General features: G+C 60.2%; 28 protein-coding genes. 8 read left to right on the top strand and 20 right to left on the bottom strand.

Features of this window, described 5'->3' with window-relative positions:
* Position 1: 1 nt before the first annotated feature.
* Positions 2 to 628, bottom strand: coding sequence for a PEP-CTERM sorting domain-containing protein (locus tag CHU94_RS19535; RefSeq protein WP_255033924.1), 627 nt, complete (start codon positions 626 to 628; stop codon positions 2 to 4).
* A gap of 176 nt (positions 629 to 804) precedes the next feature.
* Between CHU94_RS19535 and accD the strand changes: the two genes are divergently transcribed.
* A complete protein-coding gene (gene accD, locus CHU94_RS10915) occupies positions 805 to 1,677 on the top strand; it encodes an acetyl-CoA carboxylase, carboxyltransferase subunit beta (protein ID WP_094479736.1) in 873 nt (290 codons plus the stop codon).
* A gap of 61 nt (positions 1,678 to 1,738) precedes the next feature.
* On the opposite strand, the gene CHU94_RS10910 is transcribed toward accD, so the two are convergent.
* Entirely contained in the window at positions 1,739 to 2,311 is a 573-nt protein-coding gene (locus CHU94_RS10910) for a YggT family protein (RefSeq protein ID WP_094479734.1), read from the bottom strand.
* 113 nt (positions 2,312 to 2,424) lie between these two features.
* Here CHU94_RS10910 and lysS point away from each other — a divergent pair, with 113 nt between their 5' ends.
* From lysS to CHU94_RS10895, 3 genes are read left to right on the top strand one after another with little or no spacing between them, the layout of a single operon-like run.
* Positions 2,425 to 3,972 (top strand): lysine--tRNA ligase, encoded by a 1,548-nt coding sequence (gene lysS / locus CHU94_RS10905; protein WP_094479732.1) that lies wholly within the window; start codon positions 2,425 to 2,427, stop codon positions 3,970 to 3,972.
* A gap of 55 nt (positions 3,973 to 4,027) precedes the next feature.
* Positions 4,028 to 4,561 (top strand): M48 family metallopeptidase, encoded by a 534-nt coding sequence (locus tag CHU94_RS10900; RefSeq protein ID WP_255033923.1) that lies wholly within the window; start codon positions 4,028 to 4,030, stop codon positions 4,559 to 4,561.
* 5 nt (positions 4,562 to 4,566) lie between these two features.
* A complete protein-coding gene (locus CHU94_RS10895) occupies positions 4,567 to 5,115 on the top strand; it encodes a pseudouridine synthase (protein ID WP_094479728.1) in 549 nt (182 codons plus the stop codon).
* A 3-nt stretch (positions 5,116 to 5,118) separates the two neighbouring features.
* Here CHU94_RS10895 and CHU94_RS10890 read toward each other — a convergent pair whose 3' ends face one another.
* The 4 genes from CHU94_RS10890 to CHU94_RS10875 form a co-directional block, all read right to left on the bottom strand.
* Entirely contained in the window at positions 5,119 to 5,334 is a 216-nt protein-coding gene (locus tag CHU94_RS10890; RefSeq protein ID WP_094479726.1) for a DUF3820 family protein, read from the bottom strand.
* 88 nt (positions 5,335 to 5,422) lie between these two features.
* The gene (locus CHU94_RS10885; RefSeq protein ID WP_094481008.1) at positions 5,423 to 5,779 is read right to left on the bottom strand and encodes a translation initiation factor Sui1; all 357 of its coding nucleotides are present in this window, start codon (positions 5,777 to 5,779) and stop codon (positions 5,423 to 5,425) included.
* A 21-nt stretch (positions 5,780 to 5,800) separates the two neighbouring features.
* Positions 5,801 to 6,400: an OmpA family protein gene (locus CHU94_RS10880; RefSeq protein WP_094479724.1), complete on the bottom strand. Its 600-nt coding sequence runs from the start codon at positions 6,398 to 6,400 to the stop codon at positions 5,801 to 5,803.
* Positions 6,400 to 6,855, bottom strand: a complete 456-nt coding sequence (locus tag CHU94_RS10875; protein WP_141211442.1) for a FecR domain-containing protein — start codon at positions 6,853 to 6,855, stop codon at positions 6,400 to 6,402. The genes CHU94_RS10880 and CHU94_RS10875 overlap by 1 nt, the downstream gene beginning before the upstream one ends.
* Before the next feature lie 147 nt (positions 6,856 to 7,002).
* Between CHU94_RS10875 and CHU94_RS10870 the strand changes: the two genes are divergently transcribed.
* From CHU94_RS10870 to CHU94_RS10860, 3 genes are all read left to right on the top strand, one after another.
* Positions 7,003 to 7,242, top strand: a complete 240-nt coding sequence (locus CHU94_RS10870; protein WP_094479720.1) for a hypothetical protein — start codon at positions 7,003 to 7,005, stop codon at positions 7,240 to 7,242.
* Between the two features lie 114 nt (positions 7,243 to 7,356).
* Complete coding sequence (locus tag CHU94_RS10865; protein ID WP_141211441.1) at positions 7,357 to 7,698, top strand: hypothetical protein; 342 nt, start codon at positions 7,357 to 7,359, stop codon at positions 7,696 to 7,698.
* A complete protein-coding gene (locus CHU94_RS10860; RefSeq protein ID WP_094479716.1) occupies positions 7,695 to 9,647 on the top strand; it encodes a S8 family peptidase in 1,953 nt (650 codons plus the stop codon). The genes CHU94_RS10865 and CHU94_RS10860 overlap by 4 nt, the downstream gene beginning before the upstream one ends.
* Here CHU94_RS10860 and CHU94_RS10855 read toward each other — a convergent pair.
* Together CHU94_RS10855 and nagZ are read right to left on the bottom strand one after the other, a co-directional pair.
* Complete coding sequence (locus tag CHU94_RS10855; RefSeq protein WP_094479714.1) at positions 9,576 to 10,208, bottom strand: rhomboid family intramembrane serine protease; 633 nt, start codon at positions 10,206 to 10,208, stop codon at positions 9,576 to 9,578. The genes CHU94_RS10860 and CHU94_RS10855 overlap by 72 nt on opposite strands.
* A 7-nt stretch (positions 10,209 to 10,215) precedes the next feature.
* Positions 10,216 to 11,319: a beta-N-acetylhexosaminidase gene (gene nagZ / locus CHU94_RS10850; protein WP_094479712.1), complete on the bottom strand. Its 1,104-nt coding sequence runs from the start codon at positions 11,317 to 11,319 to the stop codon at positions 10,216 to 10,218.
* Positions 11,320 to 11,535: 216 nt separating this feature from the next.
* Between nagZ and CHU94_RS10845 the strand changes: the two genes are divergently transcribed.
* Entirely contained in the window at positions 11,536 to 12,198 is a 663-nt protein-coding gene (locus CHU94_RS10845; protein ID WP_094479710.1) for a hypothetical protein, read from the top strand.
* A gap of 6 nt (positions 12,199 to 12,204) precedes the next feature.
* On the opposite strand, the gene acpS is transcribed toward CHU94_RS10845, so the two are convergent.
* From acpS to rpoE, 12 genes are all read right to left on the bottom strand, one after another.
* Entirely contained in the window at positions 12,205 to 12,600 is a 396-nt protein-coding gene (acpS, locus tag CHU94_RS10840; protein WP_094479708.1) for a holo-ACP synthase, read from the bottom strand.
* Between the two features lie 10 nt (positions 12,601 to 12,610).
* Positions 12,611 to 13,360 (bottom strand): pyridoxine 5'-phosphate synthase, encoded by a 750-nt coding sequence (locus CHU94_RS10835; protein WP_094479706.1) that lies wholly within the window; start codon positions 13,358 to 13,360, stop codon positions 12,611 to 12,613.
* A gap of 16 nt (positions 13,361 to 13,376) precedes the next feature.
* Positions 13,377 to 14,126, bottom strand: coding sequence for a DNA repair protein RecO (gene recO, locus CHU94_RS10830; protein ID WP_094479704.1), 750 nt, complete (start codon positions 14,124 to 14,126; stop codon positions 13,377 to 13,379).
* A gap of 12 nt (positions 14,127 to 14,138) precedes the next feature.
* Positions 14,139 to 15,155 carry a GTPase Era gene (era, locus tag CHU94_RS10825; RefSeq protein WP_255033970.1) on the bottom strand — a complete coding sequence of 339 codons (1,017 nt, stop codon included), beginning with the start codon at positions 15,153 to 15,155 and terminating at the stop codon, positions 14,139 to 14,141.
* 35 nt (positions 15,156 to 15,190) lie between these two features.
* Positions 15,191 to 15,877, bottom strand: a complete 687-nt coding sequence (gene rnc / locus CHU94_RS10820; RefSeq protein WP_094479700.1) for a ribonuclease III — start codon at positions 15,875 to 15,877, stop codon at positions 15,191 to 15,193.
* Position 15,878: 1 nt separating this feature from the next.
* Positions 15,879 to 16,232 (bottom strand): DUF4845 domain-containing protein, encoded by a 354-nt coding sequence (locus CHU94_RS10815; RefSeq protein ID WP_094479698.1) that lies wholly within the window; start codon positions 16,230 to 16,232, stop codon positions 15,879 to 15,881.
* Positions 16,233 to 16,258: 26 nt separating this feature from the next.
* Positions 16,259 to 17,224 carry a signal peptidase I gene (gene lepB / locus CHU94_RS10810; RefSeq protein WP_094479696.1) on the bottom strand — a complete coding sequence of 322 codons (966 nt, stop codon included), beginning with the start codon at positions 17,222 to 17,224 and terminating at the stop codon, positions 16,259 to 16,261.
* Positions 17,224 to 19,035, bottom strand: coding sequence for a translation elongation factor 4 (lepA, locus tag CHU94_RS10805; RefSeq protein WP_094479694.1), 1,812 nt, complete (start codon positions 19,033 to 19,035; stop codon positions 17,224 to 17,226). Before lepA ends, lepB begins: the two co-directional genes overlap by 1 nt.
* Positions 19,036 to 19,510: 475 nt before the next feature.
* Positions 19,511 to 20,908: a Do family serine endopeptidase gene (locus CHU94_RS10800; protein WP_255033969.1), complete on the bottom strand. Its 1,398-nt coding sequence runs from the start codon at positions 20,906 to 20,908 to the stop codon at positions 19,511 to 19,513.
* A 137-nt stretch (positions 20,909 to 21,045) separates the two neighbouring features.
* Positions 21,046 to 22,041: a MucB/RseB C-terminal domain-containing protein gene (locus tag CHU94_RS10795; RefSeq protein WP_255033922.1), complete on the bottom strand. Its 996-nt coding sequence runs from the start codon at positions 22,039 to 22,041 to the stop codon at positions 21,046 to 21,048.
* Positions 22,038 to 22,625, bottom strand: a complete 588-nt coding sequence (locus CHU94_RS10790) for a sigma-E factor negative regulatory protein (protein WP_255033921.1) — start codon at positions 22,623 to 22,625, stop codon at positions 22,038 to 22,040. Before CHU94_RS10790 ends, CHU94_RS10795 begins: the two co-directional genes overlap by 4 nt.
* Positions 22,626 to 22,636: 11 nt before the next feature.
* Entirely contained in the window at positions 22,637 to 23,257 is a 621-nt protein-coding gene (gene rpoE / locus CHU94_RS10785; RefSeq protein ID WP_094479690.1) for an RNA polymerase sigma factor RpoE, read from the bottom strand.
* Positions 23,258 to 23,343 lie beyond the last annotated feature (86 nt).

Raw genomic sequence — 23,343 nt, 5'->3', positions numbered from 1 at the left:
TTTAAGCTTGCGGCCGTACACGGCGACGCGCCACAGCTCCGACAAGCCCCAGGCCCGCAAGCATCAGTGCCAGCGACTCGGGCTCGGGAACGGCCGACACGAAATTGGCAGAGTACTGCATATTGGCAACGTTCCAATTTGACCAACTTTGATCCAGCGTCAGGGGATCCACGCCATCGGAATTGAGGAAGCGGAATCCACCGGACATGCCCCCGTCGGTACTGGAGCCAGCGATACCTACGTTGGATGCCGCACCGTTGACCCCTGCAACCGTCAAATAAGCGATGTAGCTACCGGCGGAGAATGACTTGTTGATGCCGTTGAACGACAAAGACTGGGCGCCACCTGCGTAGGAAAACACCGAACTTTGGTACAGAGCGGGGCCTACGGCCTTGACGCCATCCCAAGCGGAAATGACCAAGCCCAGATTGCCGGCGTTACCGCTATCTGCAAAGAAAGACCAATCTGTGAGTGTTCCACCTGCCGAATTGAACACTTGCCCATAGCTTGTGGTGTCGGGTTGACCAAAATAAATAATGGTCGAGTCGCGGCTATTAGAGAACGACTGCGCATTCGCAATGCCGGTCAAAAGGGTGAGACATGCGGCTACAACGTACTGAGGTTTCATCATACTTTTCACGGTCAACAGACTCCTAGTCAGGTTAGGCAAAAACACAGAACAGTATCGCGACATGCAACGCGGTCACCAATAGTCCGAATGGACTATTGGTGAGGAAATACAATGGCGCAACAACGTCTTGCTGGATTGAGTAATCTGGCGGGACACAAACCAAAGGTCTACTTATGAGCTGGCTGGAAAAACTGCTACCCCCGAAAATTCAGCAAACCGATCCTGCGGATCGTCGCAGCGTGCCGGAAGGCTTGTGGATCAAATGCCCCAGCTGCGAAACCGTGCTCTACAAGACCGACCTGGAGCAGAACCAGAACGTCTGCCCCAGCTGCAGCCACCACCACCGCATCGGCGCACGCGCGCGTCTCAACGCCTTTCTGGACAACGAAGGCCGTTTTGAGATCGGTCAGGAAGTGCTGCCAGTCGATGCACTCAAGTTCAAGGACAGCCGCAAATACCCCGAACGCCTGAAAGAGGCGCTGGAAAACACTGGCGAAACCGACGCACTGGTGGTCATGGGCGGCGCCGTGCATGGCATCAGCCTGGTGGCTGCGTGCTTTGAATTCGAATTCATGGGTGGTTCCATGGGCTCCGTCGTCGGCGAGCGTTTTGTGCGCGGCGTCGAAACCGCCATCGAGCAGAAGGTGCCTTTCCTCTGCTTCACGGCTACCGGCGGTGCCCGCATGCAAGAAGGCCTGCTCTCGCTCATGCAGATGGCCAAGACCAATGCTGCGCTGACCCGTCTGGCCAAGAAGGGCCTGCCCTACATCAGCGTGCTGACCGACCCCACGATGGGTGGCGTGAGCGCCGGCTTTGCCTTCCTGGGTGATGTGGTGATTGCCGAGCCCAAGGCGCTGATCGGCTTTGCCGGCCCCCGCGTGATCGAATCCACCGTGCGTGTGACGCTGCCAGAAGGCTTCCAGCGCGCCGAGTTCCTGCAGACCAAGGGCGCAGTGGACTTCATCTGTGACCGCCGTGAACTGCGCAAGACCGTGGCCAACACCTTGGCCATGCTGCAGCGCCAGCCAGCAGACGCCGTGATCTGAGCAACGCGCGCCCCAAGCAAAAGAGGCCCTTCCGGGCCTCTTTTGCTTGGAGCCGGCGGATCTACCCGGCTGTGAAACCCAGCGCCATGGCTTGCAAGGAGCCCAGCACGATCAGGGCAATCTGGATCAGAACCAGCAGTGCCAACGGCGACAAGTCCACCCCGCCCACCAAGGGAATCACTCTGCGGATGGGAGTCAAGGGGGGTTGCACCAAACGATCCAACAGATCTGCCAGATATGACTGCGTTTGCACCCACGACAAGATGGCGTAGACGAGCACTAGCGCCGTCATGCCCGACAAGGCCATGCGCACCACGCCAAACAGGGCCAACACCACCACCGACACCAGGCTGGCGCCCAGACCGTTGAGCAGCCAGAGAACGGAAAACTGGGCCAACTGAATCAGAAACGCGCCCACCAGGCTGGCCGTATCCCAACGCCCCATGGCGGGCAACACGCGGCGCAGCGGCAGCACCAGCCAGTCAGTCAGCGCAAAAATGAACTTGCCCAAGGGGTTGCCCGAACGCGCCGACAAGGGAATGCGCTGGTGCTGCATGTACAGGCGCAGCAGGCAGGTGCTGGTGAGCAGGCCAGCGGCCACTTCAAGCAGGAGGGAAATGATTTGGTAGAGCATGGTGAGATGGGGCAGTGCGTGGGCATCATAGCGGCAGCTGCCCCTCTTACAATGGAGGGTTACGGCCAAAGCCCCACGGCTTGGCTGGTTCTGTCACCGTACCAACAACGCCCATGTCTGACCAAAACCAAGCTGCTCCCGCCCCGCTAGACGACAACCAGTTGATCCTGGAGCGCCGTGAAAAACTCAAAGCCTTGCGCCAGCAGCAGGCCGACGGTCAGGGCGTGGCCTTCCCCAACGACTTCCAGCCGGAGAACAAGGCTGCCGAGCTGTTTGAAGCCTACAACGACAAGACGCCCGAGGAACTGGTCGCCCTGGGCGCCACCGCCAAGGTTGCCGGCCGCATGATGCTCAAGCGCGTGATGGGCAAGGCCAGCTTCTGCACGCTACAAGACTCTTCCTTCGGCCCCAGCGGCGGCCGCATCCAGCTCTATGTGCGCGGTGAAGACGTGGGCGTGGACCTGTATGCCGCCTTCAAGCACTGGGATTTGGGCGACATCGTGGCCGCTGAGGGCACGCTGTTCAAAACCAAGACCGGCGAGCTGTCCATCCACGCCACCAGCATCCGCCTGCTGACCAAGAGCCTGCGCCCCATGCCCGACAAGTTCCACGGCATGGCCGACCAGGAAGTGAAATACCGCCAGCGCTATGTCGACCTGATGACGGATGTGGAAACCCGCAAGCGTTTCGTGGCGCGCAGCAAGGCGGTGAGCGCCATGCGCGAGTTCATGGTCGGTCACAACTTCCTGGAAGTGGAAACGCCCATGCTGCACCCGATTCCCGGCGGTGCGAATGCCAAGCCCTTCAAGACGCACCACAATGCGTTGGACCAGGAAATGTTCCTGCGCATTGCGCCTGAGCTGTACCTCAAACGCCTGATCGTCGGTGGCTTTGACCGCGTGTTTGAGATCAACCGCAGCTACCGCAACGAAGGCATCTCGGTGCGCCACAACCCCGAGTTCACCATGATGGAGTTCTACGCGGCCTACTGGAACTACCAGGACCTGATGGACTACACCGAGAAGCTGATCCGCGATGCCGCCCAGAAGGCCACTGGCGGTCTGCTGCTGACCTACGCCGACAAACCGGTGGACCTGAGCAAGCCGTTTGAGCGCCTCACCATCGTGGAAGCCATTCGCAAGTACACCGAAGCCGGTGACAACGTCGACAACGCGGAGTGGCTGACCAATGCGCTCAAGAAGCTGGGCCTGAATGAAGCCAAGAACAAGCTCGCCGGCCGCAGCCTGGCCAGCCTGCAGGTGCTGTACTTTGAAGAGACTGTGGAAGAGAAGCTGTGGAACCCCACATTCATCATGGAGCACCCCACCGAAATTTCGCCACTGGCACGCGCCAACGACGACCGCCCCGAAGTGACCGAGCGCTTTGAGCTCTACATCACCGGCCGTGAATTTGGCAACGGCTTCTCCGAGCTGAACGACGCCGAAGACCAGGCCGCCCGCTTCCACGCCCAGGTAGCCGCCAAAGACAGCGGTGACGACGAAGCCATGCACTTTGACCACGACTTTGTGCGCGCCCTGGAATACGGCATGCCTCCCACCGGTGGCTGCGGTATCGGCATCGACCGCCTGATGATGCTGCTGACCGACAGCGCCAGCATCCGCGACGTGATTCTGTTCCCCGCGCTGCGCCGCGAAGTTTGATCCAGATTTGAAGCAAAATCGGCACCTAGCCCCCGCGCAGTCTGCGCAAGCAGCTATGAAAACGGTAGCAATGCCCACGCTGCGCTACCTGAATGGCTACCCCGCAGACACCCTGGCTCAGGTGCAGCGCATGCTAGATGAGAACCGGGTGGGCAGTTGGTTGGCCCAGCGCTACCCACAAGCGCATGGTGTGCGGACGGACAAGGTGCTGTACGACTATGTGCAGGACCTCAAGGCCAACTACCTGCGCAGCGCCGAGCCCCTGAGCAAGGTGGCTTTTGACAGCAAGCTGCATGTGGTGAAGAACGCGCTGGGCACGCACACCACCGTCTCCCGCGTACAAGGCAACAAGCTCAAAAGCAAACGCGAGATTCGGGTGGCCAGCCTGTTCAAGGACACACCCGAGCCTTTCCTCAAGATGATCGTGGTGCACGAGCTCGCCCACCTGCGGGAGCGCGATCACGACAAGGCCTTCTACCAGCTCTGCACCCACATGGAGCCCAGCTACCACCAGCTCGAGTTTGAGGTACGCATCTACCTCACGCACCTGGAAGCCACGGGTGAGCGGCTCTGGGCGGCTGCGGACTGAGTCCCATGGCCTCCCGCCTGCTCTGCTTCAATAAGCCGTATGGGGTGCTGAGCCAGTTCACGCCGGAGGGGCGCTGGCACGGACTCAAGGACTTCATTGACATCCCCGGCATCTATGTGGCCGGCCGGCTGGACGCGGACAGCGAAGGCCTGCTATTGCTCACCAATGACGGCAAGCTGCAGGCCCGCATCAGCGACCCACGCTACAAGATGGAAAAGACTTACTGGGTGCAGGTGGAGGGCGAGCCAGACGACGCTGCGCTGGAGCGGCTACGCCATGGCGTGCAGCTCAATGACGGCCCCACCCTGCCCGCGCGTGCGCAGCGCATGGAGGCGCCGGCCAACCTGTGGCAGCGCGACCCGCCAGTGCGCTTTCGTCAGTCCATTCCCACCAGTTGGCTGGAGCTGGTGATCCGCGAAGGCCGCAACCGCCAGGTGCGCCGCATGACGGCGGCGGTGGGCTACCCCACGCTGCGGCTGGTGCGCGCGGCCATTGGGCCCTACACACTAGAAGGTTTGGCGCCCGGTACGCTGCGCGACGTACCGTTGCCCTAAAGGCTAACGCGGGCTGCGCAGCGGCGTGAGCAAGTTGCTAAGGCCGTTGTGGTCAATCTCGTGCATCAGCTGCAGCAGACGGCCAATCTCACCCTTGGGAAAGCCCTCGCGCGCAAACCAGTTGAGGTAATCGCCCGGCAGGTCGGCAATCAGGCGCCCCTCGTACTTGCCAAAGGGCATGGCGCGTTCCACCAGCTTCTGCAAGTCTTCGGGCTGCAAGGTTACAAGCCCCCAAGCACGCGCACTGCGTGTCGCGCGCGGCCCCCCAAGGGGGCGCATGTCAGCTTGGGGCGGCCCGGCGCTGCCATCAGCCCCCTGCCCGCTTCACCTTGAAGCCCTGGGCCTGCAAAGCCGCCATCACGCGCTCCACATGGTCGCCCTGCACTTCGATGACGCCGTCCTTGACCGTGCCCCCCGAGCCGCAGGCGGCCTTGAGTTTCTTGCCCAACGCGTTCAGTTCGTCATCGTCCAGCGGCACGCCCCGCACCAAGGTCACGCCCTTACTGGCGCGGCCCTTGGTCTCGCGCGACACGCGCACCACGCCGTCACCTACTGGGCGTTGCACGGCCTTGCAGGTGCAGGATGCAATGGCTTGGCGGCACACTGGACAGGTGCGCCCCACCTCGGTGGAGTACACCAGCCCGCCGAGGTCAGAGAGAGACATCTTGGCCACGCTACACCTGCGTCAACGGACAATGATTTCCGCGCGGCGGTTGCGCGGTTCATCCACATTCGCCTCGGTAGGAACCAGAGGCTCACGCTCGCCGCGGCCGACGGCCTCGATCAGCTCCGGCTGAAAGCCTTGCTCCACCAAAAGAGCACGCACCGCCTGCGCTCGCTGCAACGACAAAACATCGTTGGCCTGGGGTGACCCCGTGCGGTCTGTATGACCCACCACCACCAACTCGCCGCCCGGCAAAGCCCGCGCCTGCGCCAGGATGCTGGGCAGCTGAGCCTGCGAGTCGGGGGTCAGCATGGCGGTACCTGGCTCAAACTGGAGAACAAAACGCTGCACACCGGGGGGCTGCAGTGACAGCAAGGCGCCAAATTGCTGCTGCACCGCGTCTGCGGTGGTCTGGGCGCGGTCCACCGCACCCGTGCGATGCACAGCGGCCACAGCATAGGGTTGGTCCAGCTGCTGCACACCGCTGGCACCTTGCACCTGCACGGCCGTACTGCGGCCGTCAGCGTCAGGCAACAGCGTGACCCGGCTCAGCGGCGCGCAGGCCGCCAGCCCCAGCGTCAAGACCCACGCCAGCACAGCACTGAACCAAGGAACGCGCATCACAAGACCTCCACAATAAAGTCGGTACCGCGCACACTCACGGTGGACGAAGGCGTCTGCACCTTCACGTTTTCGGGCTGCAGCTTGCCCAGCAAGCCGGTCACCATGCGGATGGTGCCCAAAATGACCTGCACGGTCAGGCTGCCGGTCTGGGTGGTGGCATCAAACTGGAAGCGGGTGATATCCACCTGCGAGTTGGGACCTACGGTGATTTGGGTGCCGTCACGCAACAGCAGGACCGCCGAGCCCTGGGGCCCCGTGACGATGCGCTCGGCTTCGGCCACACCGCCACCCGGAGCGGCTGGGCGCGCAGCATCGCCCTTGACGACCTGGACACTGCCTTGCACGTTTTTGAGCGTACCGCTGCGCACGTCTTGTGCCCAGCCCATCGCGGCATGGCCCGCCACCAGCAGCACAGCGGCCCGCCGTATCCAGCGCATTCCCGTTTGGATCACACATTTCCCCTTGTTACAGGACGGGAATGGTAACGGATGGGGTCGTGCTTGCTGGACAGCCTTCACCGAAAATCACTATCATTTTGATAGCTGCCTGCGCAAATTCGGCGAGGGCTATGTGCCAAAATGGGGCTTATTCCGAACACCATGTCCAAAAACACCAACTCCCGCCAAAGCGTCTGGGCCACCAAGGTCCTGGCCATCATCCGCAGTGGCAACAGCCAAGCCGCCGTGGCCCAAATCAAAGTGGCGCCCACGGTGAAAGACCTGCAGCAGCTGCGAAAGCTGATGCAAGCCCAGAAGTTGCCTGCAGACCGCTTGCTCGACGAAGCCATCGACGCCAACCTGGCCCTGCTCTCCGCCCCCCGCCTGCACCGCGCCCCCTGAAACCGTTACATCCGCTTACTACCCCCGACGCGGGGCCGCCGCCCTACAATGTGCGCGGCCGCACAAAAAGTCAGCAAGACAGGCGGCTACAGACCATCTCCAGGGAGTCCGCACGTGAACTATCGACTGTGTTTGGGGGCCTGTTTCATCACCATGGTGATGGCGGCATGCGCCCAGGAGCCACCGCGCTATGCACCGCCCGCGCAAGCTGCCAGCGCGCAGCGGCTCATCATTCGTTTCACCACGGCGCAAGCGGTCTGGAACACGGCCGAATTGGCCCACCTGCGCACCACACTGGCAGCCGACATACAGCCCATCGCAGCCGTCTCGGACACCACGTGGGTCTACGCGGTGCAGCCACAACGCAGCCAACCCTCTTCGAACGTACTCCAAGCCCTGCGTGCGCGCCCTGAGGTGGCCCATGTGGAGGCGGACCTGCGGATCCGGAATCCATGAAGGCCCGCTACATGCGCACCTGGAAAATACTGGTATGGGCCGTTGCATCGCTTGGAGGGCTGGGGGCTTCCTGGGTCGCCACCTCGCAGACGGAGGGCTGGTTGGAGCCACGGGCCACATACGCTGAGGGCCGCACCCGCCCGGCAGAGCTGCCCATGCCGCCGTCGAACTTCCAACGGCTGATTGTGAAATTCAAGACACCAACGGCGACACGCTTTGCTGCGGACAGTACCCGCGACCACATCCGTGCGCTGAATGTGCCGGGTGGCGTGCAGGTGCTGGGACAGAAAGCCGTGGCGCTGGACTACCTGAAGTCCGTGTCCGAGCAAACCCATGTACTGCACATTGACCAAGCCTTGAACCGCGAGGAAGTGACGGCACTTGCTCACCAACTGGCACAAGATGCCAATGTGGAGTACGCCGAGGTTGACGAACGTGTGCTGCCCCACTTCGCCCCCAACGACCCGGAGTATGGAACCAGTCAGTGGGCTTGGCAATCCTCCGCCACCCATGCCGGAGCCACGAACACCAGTGCGGCCTGGAACAGATTCACGGCCGGCTCGCAGCCCGTCAGTGGCAGCGGTGTTGTTGTGGCTGTGCTGGACTCAGGCTATGTCACACACGCCGATCTGGGTGCCAACATCCTGCCGGGTTACGACTTCATTTCTCTCGATACGCTCCCCTACGCACCGTTCAGCACGGCCAACGATGGTGACGGACGCGATGCCAACGCTGCTGACCCGGGCAACTGGAATACAGACACCCGTAACAACTGCAAAACCTCCAACTCCAGCTGGCACGGAAGCCGGGTAGCGAGTGTGGTGGGGGCCATTGGCAACAACACCACAGGGATGGTTGGTGTTGCCTACGGGGCCAAAGTGTTGCCCGTGCGAGTGCTGGGGGTGTGTGGCGGGTACCTCTCTGACATTGCTGCTGGCATGCGTTGGGCGGCGGGTCTGTCGGTGGCTGGGACACCGATCAACTCCAACCCAGCCAAGGTTCTGAATTTGAGTCTGGGGAGCGAAGGTACCTGCCCCAGTACCTTTCAAGATGCGATCAACGACGTCCGGGCAGCGGGTAGCCTCGTCGTCGTCTCGACCGGTAATGAGGGCGCCACCGACAGCATTACCCAGCCCGCCAACTGCAAAGGCGTGCTGGCAGTGACCGCCCATGCCCAAAACGGAGGGAGCCCCAGCTTTGCCAACGTGGGGCCAGGCACTACCATCAGCGGGCCGGGTGTCAGCATCTTGGGCACCAGCAATAGTGGAACGAACGGGCCGACTGCGTCTCCCACTGGCGACTCCTATGTGGCAGGCAGCGGCACCAGCTTCTCGGCGCCGATGGTGTCTGGGGTTGCCGCGTTGTTATTGCAGATCAAACCTACCATGGGAGTGGACGAGCTGACCTCCCGACTGGTCGATTCAGCGAGGGCATTTCCCTCGGGAACTTACTGTGCCGGCAAGCCGGCCTGTGGGGCGGGCATGCTGGACGCAGATGCGGCCAGCGCCTTGGTCTTGGCAGACGCAGCACCTACTACCAGCGCAAGCGCCAGCAGCACCGACCCGGTAGCGCGAGGCGCCGTGGTGACATTAACTGGCAATGCTACAGCGGGAGCCACGGGCGGTGGCAGCATCAGCAACGTGCGTTGGACCCAGATGGCAGGCCCCACTGTCACCCTGACAGGTGCCAACAGCCTTAGCGCCAGTTTTACGACGCCCAGCACCTCAGACACCACAGGTATCACCTTCCAATTCCAGGCGACTGCGTCCAACAGCCTCAGCTCCAGCAGCAGGGTGTCCATCACCATGGTGTCGGCCCCCAACCCGGTGAGCAGCACAGGAGGAGGCGGTGGCGGCGGTGCCTTGCACTGGATAGAACTAGTGGCGCTCGCCGGGATAGCCCTGGTGAGCCGATGGATGCAGCGCGGGGTACCAACGCCGCACCAATAGCCACACAACGACACCAGCCACACCGCCGACAGCACCGGCCCCATGCGCTGGATAGTAGACCGGGATATCCAACCAATGGGGTGAGCCGGCAAAAGCCGCGTCTTGCCACCCTAATTTGGCAAGCAGCGCCAGACCCAAGCCCCCCCCTGCCAGCCGGGTGCGCCCCGGCGCCGTCAACATGTACAGTGCGGCGCCCCCCACTGCGCCATGCAGGGCTCCAGACGCACCGGCGTAGTAATCACATTGGGCATCCATTACCAACTGCAAGGCCACGCCGACCATGCCCCCCGACAATGCCAGCAGTTGGCCGTTCATGGGTACCCAGCCGCGCAGAGCCCAGCACAGCAACAATGCAGACATCGCATTCACCATCGCATGCGGCCAAGTCAGGTGCACCCACTGTGCGGAGATGGGCAGCCACACGGCACCATGGATGAAATCTGCACGCACAAACCTCAAACTGCTGCTGGCCCCAGGCCAAAGCTGCAAAACGAGAAGAACCAGCGCCAGCGGCCCACCCCAGCGCGCTGGCAAGCGCATGGCGCGCAACTGCAGAAACACTGGGCGCTCAGGCCACCCAGTCCAACGCCTGCATGTACTCGGGGTGCACCATGAGGTCGTCCCAAGCCAAGGCTGGCGTGCTGGGTAGCAGGGCGCGGCGACGGGCTTCGCTGGCCTCCAGAGGCTGCCACTGCCCCTTCAGCTGCGCCTCGGTCAGGCCATCGATTAGCTCGTCCACGGCCTTGCCACCGCCCTCGGCGCTGGGCATGGACTGGTTGCACAACAGCACCAGATCGCAGCCCGCGTTCAGCGCTACGACGGCTGCCTCGGTATAGCTCACCGTCTTGCCGTCGATCAGGCGGGCACCGGCCATGGACAGGTCGTCGCTGAAAATGGCGCCGGTGAAGCCCAGCTGGCCACGCAGGATGTCGTTGAGCCAGGTGCTGGAAAAGCCCGCAGGTCGAGCATCCACCTTGGGGTAGATCACGTGGGCCGGCATCACACTGCTGGTGACGGTGTTGAGCCAGCGGTACGGCGCCGCGTCGTCGGCCAGGATGGCCTTGAGGCTGCGCTTGTCGACCGGAATCTCGGTGTGCGAATCGGCTTTGACAAAGCCGTGGCCGGGAAAGTGCTTGCCGCAATTGGCCATGCCGCTTTTGTGGAGGCCATGCATCAGGCTCTTGGCCAGCAAGCTCACCACGCGCGGATCGCGGGCAAAGGCGCGGTCGCCAATCACACTGCTTTCGCCATAGTCCAGGTCCAGCACGGGCGTGAAGCTCATGTCCACCCCACAGGCGCGCAATTCAGCACCGAGCACGTAGCCCGTGGCCGTGGCGGCATTGGTGGCGTCCAGGGGGCCCGCTTTTTTGACGGATGCCGTGCCCACCGCTTCGCGCAACCACATCTCACCCAGCGCGCGCATGGGCGGCAAATGGGTAAAACCATCGGTCTTGAAACGCTGCACGCGCCCGCCTTCGTGGTCCACGCAAATCAAGAGGTCGGTACGCACCTTCTTGATGTCGCGGCATAGCGCGCTGAGCTGTTCGCGGTTGTGCCAGTTGCGGGCGAACAGGATCAAGCCGCCCACCAAAGGATGCTTGAGGCGCTTGCGGTCCACACTGCTGAGACTAGTACCGGCAATGTCAATGATGAGGGGGGCGTGGAAAGTCATGGTGCGTGCGGTAGTTTGCTATGTATTTAGGAGCTGCTTGCGCTTATTTTACGTGGGCTAGTGGCATTTTTGATGCCTATTCTCAAGAAAAAGAGGCCTCTGCGGCCTGTCAGGGCCGCATGGCAGCGCACCAATTTGTTACAGGTTGCCCCGAACGCTGCTGATAGACTTCCCCGCACATGGCGGCGCACGCAGCACCGCCCCAGCCACACAGCCTTGGAAACACCACCCACCGTGTTTGGATTCCTCAAAAAACGCGAGCGCAGTACGCCGGTCCAGGCGGTGCTGCTGGAAGAACCCACCGTTCGGCGCATGGAGCTGGAGGAGCGCATGGCGTACCGCCGCGAGCGCTTGTACCAGTCCATCCGCGAGACATTTCTGTCCATGGAAGTGGTGTCCCATATGTACCGCTTCAAAGTCATGCCCGTGGATGAGCGGCACCACCGCTTCATTGCCATGATCGATGTGGCCAAGTCTTTTGTAACAGGCGCCAACAGCAAGACCAAGAGTTTTGCTGCGATGGAGCAGGACATGCGCATCAACACCTACAAGCGCTTCGGCATCCTGATTGATGGCATCTACTGGCGTGTCAGTGAAACGGAAGACCAGTTTGAACGCCACGCGCGGGCCAGCGATCCGGCGCGCAGCGGAGAGTTTGCGCCCGTCGGGCAGGACCACCAGGCCCAAAGGACGGGGAACAAACTGTCACGGGCCGGCTACCAACCGATCTCTGTAGAGGAGCAAGCGGCTTTTATGGAGGCCCTGCAACGCGGCGCTACCTTGCCCGCCGTGCATGTAGGCGATCTGGAGTACCGATCCGACCTCGCGCCGCTGGACGGCGGCATCATGATTGGCGGCACCCAGTACGGCAAGCTCTAGCTTCAGCTAGGGCGTGGTTTCCACCACGCAAAAGCTGGCCGCGTAGTCGGTCTCGTCGGTCACGGTGATGTGCACCGTGAGCGCCTTGCCCTCACACCATTCCTTGAGCCCGCCGTGCAGCACAATGACGGGTTTGCCACTGCGCTCATTGGCGATCTCGCACAGCTTCCAGGTCATGGGCATGCGCATGCCCAGCCCAATTGCTTTGCTGAAAGCTTCCTTGGCACTAAAGCGCGTGGCCAGGTAGCGCAGGCCGCGCTCCGGCCAGCGGGCGCTGCGCGCCTTCCACGTCGTGAATTCGGCATCCGACAACACCTTGGCCGCAAACCGCTCGCCATGTTTGTCCAAGCTGGCGCGGATGCGGCGTACGTCACAGATGTCGGTGCCTATGCCGTATATCACAAGCGCCTCCTCAGTGGCCCAGACACGCCAGGTAGGCTTTGACCGTAGCGTCATAGCCCAACTCCAAGGCGTCAGCAATCAGCGCATGGCCAATGGACACTTCCTGCAGGCCAGGCACCTGCTGCGCAAAAGCGGCCAGGTTGGCACGATTCAGGTCATGGCCAGCATTCACGCCCAAGCCTACATCCAGCGCGGCCTGGGCCGCAGCTGCAAAACGGGCCAATTGGGCGCCCTGCTCCGCAGTGCCCCACGCTGCCGCGAAAGGCTCTGTGTAGAGCTCAATGCGGTCAGCACCGACCGCCTTGGCGGCTGCCATGGCGGACGGATCGGCATCCATGAACAGGCTGACCCGCAAACCCAGGGCATGCGCATCCGCAATCAGGGGTTGAAGACGCGCGCCATCATCAGGGAAGACCCAGCCGTGGTCGCTCGTGAACTGACCTTCGCTGTCCGGGACAAAGGTCACCTGGTGCACCGGCAGGCCGCGTTGGTGCAGGTTACGCACGCAGTCCATGAGGTTATGGAAGGGGTTGCCTTCCACGTTGAACTCGCGGTCGGGCCAGGCCTGCAGCAATTCGGCCAGGTCCAACACATCTTGCGCACGAATGTGGCGCGCATCAGGCCGCGGGTGGACGGTAATGCCTGCGGCGCCCGCCTGCAGGCAGAGCGAGGCCGCACGCGTGACGCTGGGAATGCCCAGGTGGCGGGTGTTGCGCACCAACGCGACCTTGTTGAGATTGACCGAGAGATGGGTTTTCATAGTCGAAAGGCCTCGCCTAGAGAGACTGAATGTCGATCATCATCTGCCGCGTGCGCAGCGTCTTGACACCGCAATGGTAGTGCAGCAGCGCGCGCAGCTGGGGCTTTAGCGCGCCCATCAGCTCCGCACAGGCGCGCAGCGTGGTAGTAAAGGGGGCATGGTCCTGCAGCGCATCGTGCAGGCGCAACCAATCTGCGCCGCACAGGCTGGCACGGTCATCGCCATGGGCTTGGCGTAGACCGCCTTCGGGCACCAACACATAGGCAACCTCAGCGTCCAGCGGGGCCAACGTCATGGTTTGCACATTCAGTGGCGGCAGAAAGCCCACTTCGCGCAACAGCAGCAGCTCAAAGGTGCGCAGAGCTCCCTGCAGCACCTCGTCATGCTCACTGGCAATGATCTGCACCACATTGGCGTAGATGTCAAACAGCTCGGCGTGCGGGTCGTCGCGGGCCAAAAGGGTCAGCAGCAGTTCGTTGAGGTAATAGCCCGACAGCAAGGCATCCCCCGTAGGCATCACATGGCCGCCCTGCCATTCGGCACTGCGCAGTGTTCGGATCTCGGCATCGCCTCCATAGGCCACATGCAGGGGCTGCAAGGGCAACAGGATGGGACGGAAACTGGAGCTGGGCTTCTTGGCCCCTTTGGCCACCAGGGCAATACGCCCGTAGTGGCGGGTAAAGACTTCCAGAATCAGGCTGGACTCGCTCCAATCGTAGCGGTGCAGCACATACGCGGGCTCGTCGGCAATGCGTTTGGTGGCCACGCGAAAGAAAACTTACTCGTATCCGAAGGAGCGAACGCGGGCTTCGTCATCCGCCCAGCCGGAGCGCACCTTGACCCACAGCTCCAGGAACACCTTGGCATCGGCCAGCTTTTCCAGTTCCACGCGGGTTTCCATGCCAATGCGCTTGATACGTTCACCCTTGTCGCCAATCACCATGGCCTTGTGGCCATCACGCTCCACGACGATGGTGGCAGCGATGCGCAGGAGGCGTTTCTGGCCCTTTTTTTGCGGCGGCTCTTCCTCGAACTTGTCAATGACGACGGTGGAGGTATAGGGCAACTCGTCGCCGGTCAGGCGGAATAGCTTTTCGCGCACCAGCTCGCTGGCCAGGAATTTCTCGCTGCGGTCGGTCAGCTCGTCTTCGGAATACCACCACGCCTGCTCGGGCAAGAATTTCTCGCACAGAGCCAGCAGGCGTTCCACATCCTTGGGAGCCTTGGCTGACAGGGGAATCAGCTCGGCAAACTTGCCGCGAGCCTGCATGGCCTGCAGCCAAGGCGCCAGGCTGGCGCGCTCTTTCACGTGGTCCAGCTTGTTGGCCACCAGCAGCACCGGGATACCTTCGCCCAGCAGCTTCAAAACCTTTTCGTCCGCTGACGTGAAGCTGCCCGCCTCCACCACAAACAGCACCAAGTCCACATCGGACACTGCGCCCTGCACGGCTTTGTTTAGCGACTTGTTCAGCGCATTGCCATGGATGGTCTGGAATCCTGGTGTATCCACAAACACGAACTGCGTTTGCCCTTCGGTACGCATTCCGGTGATGCGGTGGCGCGTCGTCTGCGCCTTGCGCGAGGTGATGCTGATCTTCTGGCCGACCAGCGCGTTGAGCAAGGTGGACTTGCCCACGTTAGGCTTGCCCACAATGGCAACCAGACCGCAGCGCTGGTTCTCGGCAACCTCGCCGGGCTGGGCCAGCTTGGGCGTGCTCTTGAGCAAGCCTTGCAGCATGGCGTCCAGATCATCCTGCACTTCAGGTTTAGTGTCTTTTTTGCCATTAGACCCCATGGAATCTGCGCCAGCAGCTATATTTTTAGGAGCATTCATGGTTTGACCTTTGATTTGATGGTTTGCAGCATGGCGGCCGCGGCGGCCTGTTCACCAGCACGGCGCGAACCGCCAATGCCGCGCTCGGACAGGCGGAGTTCGGGGATCTCACACTCCACATCAAAGCTTTGTTTGTGGGCGGCGCCCAAGGTGCCCACCACGGTGTAGACAGGCAGCTTCATTTTGCGACCCTGCAGCCACTCCTGCAACTCGGTTTTGGGGTCTTTGCCAATGGCGTCCATGTGCGGGTTGATTTCCACCGCCTCGAACAGGCGGAGCACCAGGGCTTGCGCCTTGGTGAAACCCGCATCGAGGTAGACCGCACCAATGATGGCTTCCAGGGCATCGGCCAGGATGGAAGCACGCTTGGGCCCCCCCGAGCGCATCTCGCCTTCCCCGAGCTTGAGTACATCCGGCAAGCCCAGTCCCAGGGCGAGCTGGTGCAGGGTGTCCTGTTTGACGAGGTTGGCACGCACGCGGGACAAATCACCTTCAGGCAAGGCCCCCAAGCGGGCGTACAGCAAATCGGAAATGGCCAGCCCCAGCACCGAGTCACCCAAAAACTCCAGGCGTTCGTAGTGGTCAGCAGAAAAGCTGCGGTGGGTCAGTGCCCGCGACAGCAGGGAAACATTCGAGAACTGGTGTTGCAGCCGCTGCTGCAACGCAATGAGACCATCTGCCACGTTATTTGGATTGCCCTGCGTACTTGAGCGTCAGAAATGCGGGGCCCACCAGGTGGATCTCACGCTGGTAGGCGAAAGACACCACCACTTTGTCGCCCTGCTTGCCCACTTCCAAGTCTTTGCCAGTGATGGACTTGATCGTGTCCACCTCGGTTTGTTTGTCAAAAATGGCACGAACCTCCACCACGGACTGGCCGGTGGCAGCACGTTGGACCGCCTTTTGCACGGCCATGTACTCGACCACGGTGGGAAATACTTGCGCCGCCACCACACCGGCCATGGCCAAAATACCGCCGATAAAAAGCAGACCGATGAAGGAAATGCCGCGTTGCTTGGATTTGGTGTGTACTGTCATTGTGAGATCCCTAGCCATGTGAAACGTCAATTGAACCCGCCGATACGCTTGAGGTTGCCAAAGTTCATCCAGACAAAAAATGCCTTACCCACAATGTTCTGGTCAGGCACAAAGCCCCAATAACGAGAATCCAGCGAATTATCGCGATTGTCGCCCATCATGAAATAGTGGCCTTCGGGCACTTTGCAGGTCACACCTTCCACGGTGTAGCTGCAAGCCTCGTAGCCTTCAAACTTGTCTGCACCTGGCACAAACGCCGGGCGGTCCGTGTCATTGAGGACGCGATGTTTCCTGTCGCCAAAACTCTCTTCAAACTGCTTGAAGTAGCGCATGGCGTCCTCATCGAAGAACTCCGGCAAAGCAGAGGTTTCCACCACTTGGCCATTGATGGTGAGGCGTTTGTTCAGGTAGGCCACCGTGTCACCAGGCACACCAACCACCCGCTTGATGTAATCCAGGCTGGGTTTAGGTGGGTAACGAAACACCATCACATCCCCACGCTGGGGCTTGTTGCCTTCAGTGATCTTGGTGTTGAGCACTGGCAAGCGAAGCCCGTACGTGAACTTGTTCACCAAAATCAGGTCCCCCACGAGCAAGGTGGGAATCATGGAGCCGGAGGGAATCTTGAAGGGCTCAAACAGGAACGAGCGCAACAAAAATACGACGATGATCACCGGAAACAAACCGGCGGTCCAATCCAGCCACCAAGGCTGCATCAACAACTTCACCTTGGCGTCGCTGATATCACCATCCACCTGGGCGATGCCCATCTTACTGAGGTCAGCGCGACGCTGCAGATCGTTGGCCTCCAAAGCTGCCACCGCTTGCTGGCGCTGTGGCAAAAAGTAGAAGCGCTCCGCTAACCAGTACAGCCCCGTGACCACAGTGGCCACAAATAACAAGAGGGAGAAGTTGCCGTCTACCAAGCCGAAGTACCAAGACCCGGCATAGAGCCCAAATGCCGCAAGAACGGCCGCCGTCAAAGCTTGCATCAGTCTTCCACCTGCAAAATGGCCAAGAACGCTTCCTGTGGCACTTCCACGGAGCCGATTTGTTTCATGCGTTTTTTACCCGCTTTTTGTTTTTCGAGAAGCTTGCGCTTGCGGGAAATGTCACCGCCATAACACTTGGCCAGCACGTTCTTGCGCAGCGCTTTGATTGTCTCACGCGCAATGATGTTGGCCCCGATGGCCGCCTGGATCGCCACATCGTACATCTGGCGCGAAATGATCTCGCGCATCTTGCCCACCACGGCACGGCCTCGGTACGCGGACTGGCTACGGTGCACGATGATGGACAGCGCATCCACCTTTTCGCCGTTGAGCAAAATGTCGACCTTGACTACATCGGACGCGCGGAACTCCTTGAACTCGTAGTCCATCGACGCATAGCCGCGACTCACACTCTTGAGCTTGTCAAAGAAGTCCAGCACGATTTCACCCAGCGGCATCTCGTAGGTCAGCACCACCTGGCGGCCCTTGTAAGCCATGTTCATCTGCACACCACGCTTCTGGTTTGCCAAGGTCATGACCACGCCCACATACTCCTGCGGCATGTAGAGATGCACCGTCACGATAGGCTCGCGAATTTCTGCCGTTTTGCCGATCTCGGGCATCTTGGACGGGTTTTCCACCATGATGATTTCGCCGTCACTCTTCATCACTTCATACACCACGCTGGGCGCCGTTGTGATCAGGTCCTGGTCGAACTCACGCTCCAGGCGTTCCTGCACGATCTCCATGTGCAGCAGACCAAGGAAGCCGCAGCGGAAGCCAAAGCCCAAGGCTTGCGAAACCTCGGGCTCGTAATGCAGCGAGGCATCATTGAGCTTGAGCTTTTCAAGCGCATCGCGCAGGGAGTCGTACTCGCTGGCCTCTGTCGGGTACAGACCGGCAAACACCTGCGGCTGGATCTCCTTGAAGCCCGGCAGCGCCTCGGTCGCCGTATAGGCAGCGCCACCCGTACCCTGCTTCACCAAGGTCACAGTATCACCTACCTTCGCGGCCTGCAGTTCCTTGATACCGGCGATGATGTAACCCACCTCACCCGCCTCCAGCGACTGGCGTGGCTGGTTGGCTGGTGTGAATACACCGAGGTTGTCGGCGTTGTAGGTCGCACCCGACGCCATCATCTTGATACGTTCCCCCTTGGCCAAACGACCATCCACCACCCGCACCAACATGACCACACCAACAAAGCTGTCGTACCAGCTGTCGATGATCATGGCACGTAGTGGGCCGTCAGGGTTACCCTTGGGCGAAGGAATCTTGGCCACGATGGCCTCGAGAATGTCGTCAATACCCAGACCGGTTTTGGCGGAACACACGATGGCATCGGTCGCATCAATGCCAATCACGTCCTCAATCTCGCTGCGCGCGTTGTCAGGATCTGCATTTGGCAAGTCGATCTTGTTCAACACGGGAAGCACTTCAACACCCAAGTCCAGCGCGGTGTAGCAGTTGGCCACTGTCTGCGCTTCCACGCCCTGCGACGCATCAACCACGAGCAAACCACCTTCGCATGCCGAGAGCGAACGGCTCACTTCATACGAGAAGTCCACATGCCCTGGTGTGTCGATCAAATTGAGGTTGTAAACCTTGCCATCTTTGGCCTTGTACTGCAGCGCTGCGGTCTGCGCCTTGATGGTTATCCCACGCTCTTTCTCGATGTCCATCGAGTCCAGAACCTGAGCCTCCATCTCGCGCGCCTCCAAACCGCCGCAGCGTTGGATCAAGCGATCAGCCAACGTGGATTTGCCATGGTCAATGTGGGCAATGATCGAGAAATTTCTGATGTGATTCATCAACGACGAGCTTCAAGTGATTGAATTAAAACAGGCAGGCAAGAAAAAAGGGCGCATCGTAAGACGACGCGCCCTGAACCAACAATCTTTGGCAACTGCGAAGGTTGGAAGCCCATTGTAGGCAAAAAGTCCAGAGAGCACAGCCCAAAAAACCTGATTCAGGGGAAGTTGCGACACCGCAACAAATAACTTATCAACAGCTTACTAACAAATCTATCAAACAAGCACTGGACAACTTGTGGGGGAGTTGTGGATCAACTGTGGGGTTCTTTTTGCCGTCCCATATCATGGACTTTGAACCCTCATATATATCCAATGACTTCCGTAGAAGCCCCATATTCTAACCAGTGCTTTCAACAACCCCAAAAAGTTAGCGGCCGCCCACATATCTAAAGACGGGGCGGCCGTGGCCAAAAAAAAGACGAACAGCCCAACAACCCCAAAGCCAACTGCGGTTTAGGGTCTTGGCACATGCCTATCGGTTGGGGCGAATGACCGCAAACTGGGTCCACTCACCGCGACGGAACAGCACATTCAGGGGTTTGGTTTTGTCCAACTTACCCAAGGCGGCTTCAAACTCTTTGACGGAAGCAACCTCTGTATTCGCGAGTTGCACAATCACATCCCCCTCGCGCAAGCCCGCACGGGCGGCAGCGTCTGCAGCAGCTTCAACACGCACACCACCCTTGAGGTTGGATTCCTTCTTTTGCGCATCCGTCAAGTCAGCCACGCTCAAACCCAATGTTTGGGCAACCGCAGACGTCCGGGGCTTTTCCTCTTTGCCAGCCGCTTTAGCCACAGGTTTATCACCCTCCACCTCCGCGATCACCACACTCAAGTCTTTGCTGCTACCGCGGCGAAACACTGTTACCGTGCTCTTGGAGCCAGGCTTGGTACTGCCCACCACACGTGGCAAGTCGCTGGATTTTTCAATGGTCTTGCCGTCGAATTTGGTAATGATGTCACCCGCTTCCACACCGGCCTTTTCCGCTGGCGAGCCTGCTTCCACACCACGCACCAAGGCGCCAATCGGCTTGCCCAAACCGATCGATTCAGCCACCTCTTTACTCACCTGGTCAATCTGCACCCCAATCCGCCCCCGCGTCACGCGCCCATTGCTACGCAGTTGATCACTGACCCGTACGGCTTCGTCCATGGGGATGGAAAACGAAATCCCCATCGAGCCGCCCGATCGCGAATAGATCTGGCTGTTAATACCGACAACTTCACCGCGCATATTGATGAGGGGACCACCGGAATTGCCAGGATTGATCGCAACATCGGTCTGAATGAAAGGCAAATAGTCGCCCGTATCCCGCTGCTTGGCACTCACAATGCCGGCCGTTACGGTGTTGTCCAGCCCAAAAGGCGAGCCGATGGCCATGACCCACTCACCCACACGCAGTCGACTGACGTCACCCACCTTGACAGCCGGCAGACCAGAAGCATCGATCTTCACCACAGCGACATCCGTGCGTTTGTCGGCCCCAATGATGCGGGCTTTGAATTCCCGCTTGTCCGTCAGGGTGACCAAGACTTCATCCGCATCCTCGATCACATGGGCATTGGTCATGATCAGCCCATCCGAGGTCAAAATGAACCCAGACCCCACGCCACGAGGCTGGGCCTCTTCGGGTTGTTGCTGAGGACGATTCTGCCGGGGAGTTTGGCGTGGCATATTCGGAATAGGCAATCCAAACCGGCGGAAAAACTCCAGCATCTCCTCTTCGTTCGGGCCTCCTGACGGCGCACGGGCACTGACTTTTTCAAGAGTACGAATGTTGACCACCGATGGACCGACCTGGTCCACCAAATCGGTGAAATCTGGCAAACCGCGGACGCCTTGCGCGGAAGCAGATGCCGCGGGCAGCATGGCGCCCACAAGCGGCAGGCACAACGAAGCTGCTACCCAAAATGTTCTCAAAAGTTTCAGTTGCATAGATTTCATTGCTCCAGTTCTCCGTGAATGTTCTTCAGTCCATGAACGCGGCATACAGTCACAGCGATGACTTACTTCTTGCGCTCCAGCCCCTGCACAAACAGCGCCAAAGTAGTAGCGGGAACCTCACCAACCGCCGTAATCCACCAAGCATCCAAGCGCCTTGTGTGCGTACGCGTGGCGCCTCCCAGTTCCGTGACGCCTTCTCGCACATGGCGGCGCGCGTCGAAGGCCTCCACAAAAAGCGAGACCGTGGCCAAACCGTCAGAGAACATCCACTGCATGGTCTGCTCCGCACGCCCTGTGGCCCCCGCCAACAGCGCGACAGGCCGGGTGTAGCACCCCATGGGCTTGAAACCAGGAACCGCCTTGGCCATATCCCAACCCTGCGCCTTGGCAGTGGTTTTCTGCATATCACGCCGCTCTACCCGGTAGCCGTCTGTAGCGTCCATCATCTGAACAAGTTTGGCTTTGTTGACTGGGGCATCCAGCTGCAATTCGGAAAAGGCCGACTGCTCCAGCACCCGACCATCCACATCCAGGGATTGCAACTGAACCACTAAGCCGGTTCGTTTCTCGCTCCATACCCGGTAGCCATACCGCAAGGCATCTTTGGGAAGCAACTGCACGATCTCGGCATCGAGGCCCGCGATACGCTCACTGCCTATCGGTTTCATCAGGTAATGATCACCAATGCTGGCGGCATTCGATTTGAGCAAATTGGGAAATAAGCCCAGTGACTCACGGCTCTCAGCCACAGCCACCTTGGACTCTGGGAAAAAAGTTACCACTTCATCGTTGCGACGAAAGGTTGCACGTGGCGTACCACTCAAGGACTCCACACGCTCCACTTGCTGCTCACCGTCACATACATGCCAGATACGTGCACTGGCCATTTTTCCAGCTGCCGACACCACAAAAGTACCGGTATAGGTACGGTGTCTGGACGCCTCGTGCAATCGCATCAGCCAAGCGTTGATGGAAGCCTCTTCGGCCCCAGCCAACGGCGACACCATTGCCAAGCAATAGGCCAGCAGGCCGGACACCAGCAAACGCAAAGGCTTCACCGCGCAGGCCTTTCGTAGGTCGCATTGCGCAGAAAACCTGAAGGCATTTGCCATGCCGAATGGCCGCCCATCTGCTGGTGCGCCGCCATCAAAGCATCCAGTTCAGGATCCCGCAGCATGACTCCGGGCACCTGCGCCGCGACCGGCTCCACGGCAGGTACAGTCACTTCGGCCAGTTGAGGTGATAGCTCGGATCCAGCTGTCCACCACATGCCGACCGAGACGACACCAGCCAACAGCATGAACGTTGCACTGGCTACCCAGCGCCAAGGTCCATTTGACGATAACCGCCTGAAAGGCTCAGCCCCCGGCAAGGCAGGAGCAGGCGATGGCATGACCTGCGCGGTGACTACTTCTCGGGCCAAGCGTGGCTCTAAGCGCTGCAAAAACGCCAAATCCGAGCGCAGAGGTGCAAGCGCCTGACTGCGCATAACATCACCTGCCACATGGTAGAGGTGCCAGGCATTTGCGGACGAATCCCCTTGCCCGAGGTCGTCCAGCAGCGCATCCAACTCAGCAGCTGGCAAGTCTCCATCCATCAAGGCAGAGATGCGCTCGTTCAATGGCCGCGCGTGCATGTTCATAGACTTCATTCCTACCAACGTTTCCCAGTCTGCTTCTCAAGCAAGGGTTTTACTTTCGCCGAAATTGCCTCGCGAGCCCGAAAAATCCGTGACCGCACGGTGCCGATCGGACAATCCATCGCAAGGGCAATCTCCTCATAACTCAAACCTTCGATTTCTCGCAGTGTGACCGCCTGACGCAATTCTTCTGGCAATGCATCCATCGCGGTGTTGACCACACCTGCAATCTCTTTGGCAGCCAACTCCGATTCAGGGGTTTCTTCCGTGCTTGGTTCGTATTTCGGCGCGGAAGTTTCATCGTCGTCAGACGAAGATAAAAAACTCTCCGACATCGTGGGGTTGCGCTTGAGCTCCAGCAGGAACTTTTTCGCCGTGTTTACCGCAATACGGTACAGCCACGTGTAGAACTGCGCCTCCCCGCGGAACTGGTGTAAAGCGCGGTAGGCCCGGATGAAGGTCTCTTGGGCAATGTCTTCCACGATATCCGCATCGCGCACCATACGCCCCACTAGGCGTTGTATACGGCGTTGGTACTTGAGTACTAGCAGGCCATACGCCCTCTGGTCTCCAGCCAAGGTGCGCTCTACGAGCAGAAAGTCCGCATCATTGGGCGTCGCCACCGAATCAGTCATGGCAACAGCCCCTCAGGGTTCGTCGATGAAGTTGGCGCCAAGCCATACACCGCTGAATGCACGAGTGCGCGTCGCAATGCATGCCA

It is taken from the genome of Rhodoferax sp. TH121, assembly GCF_002251855.1.
Classification (GTDB): Bacteria; Pseudomonadota; Gammaproteobacteria; order Burkholderiales; family Burkholderiaceae_C; genus Allorhodoferax.
The sequence above is the reverse complement of the archived record's forward strand: the minus strand, read 5'-3'. Positions and strand labels throughout refer to the sequence as shown.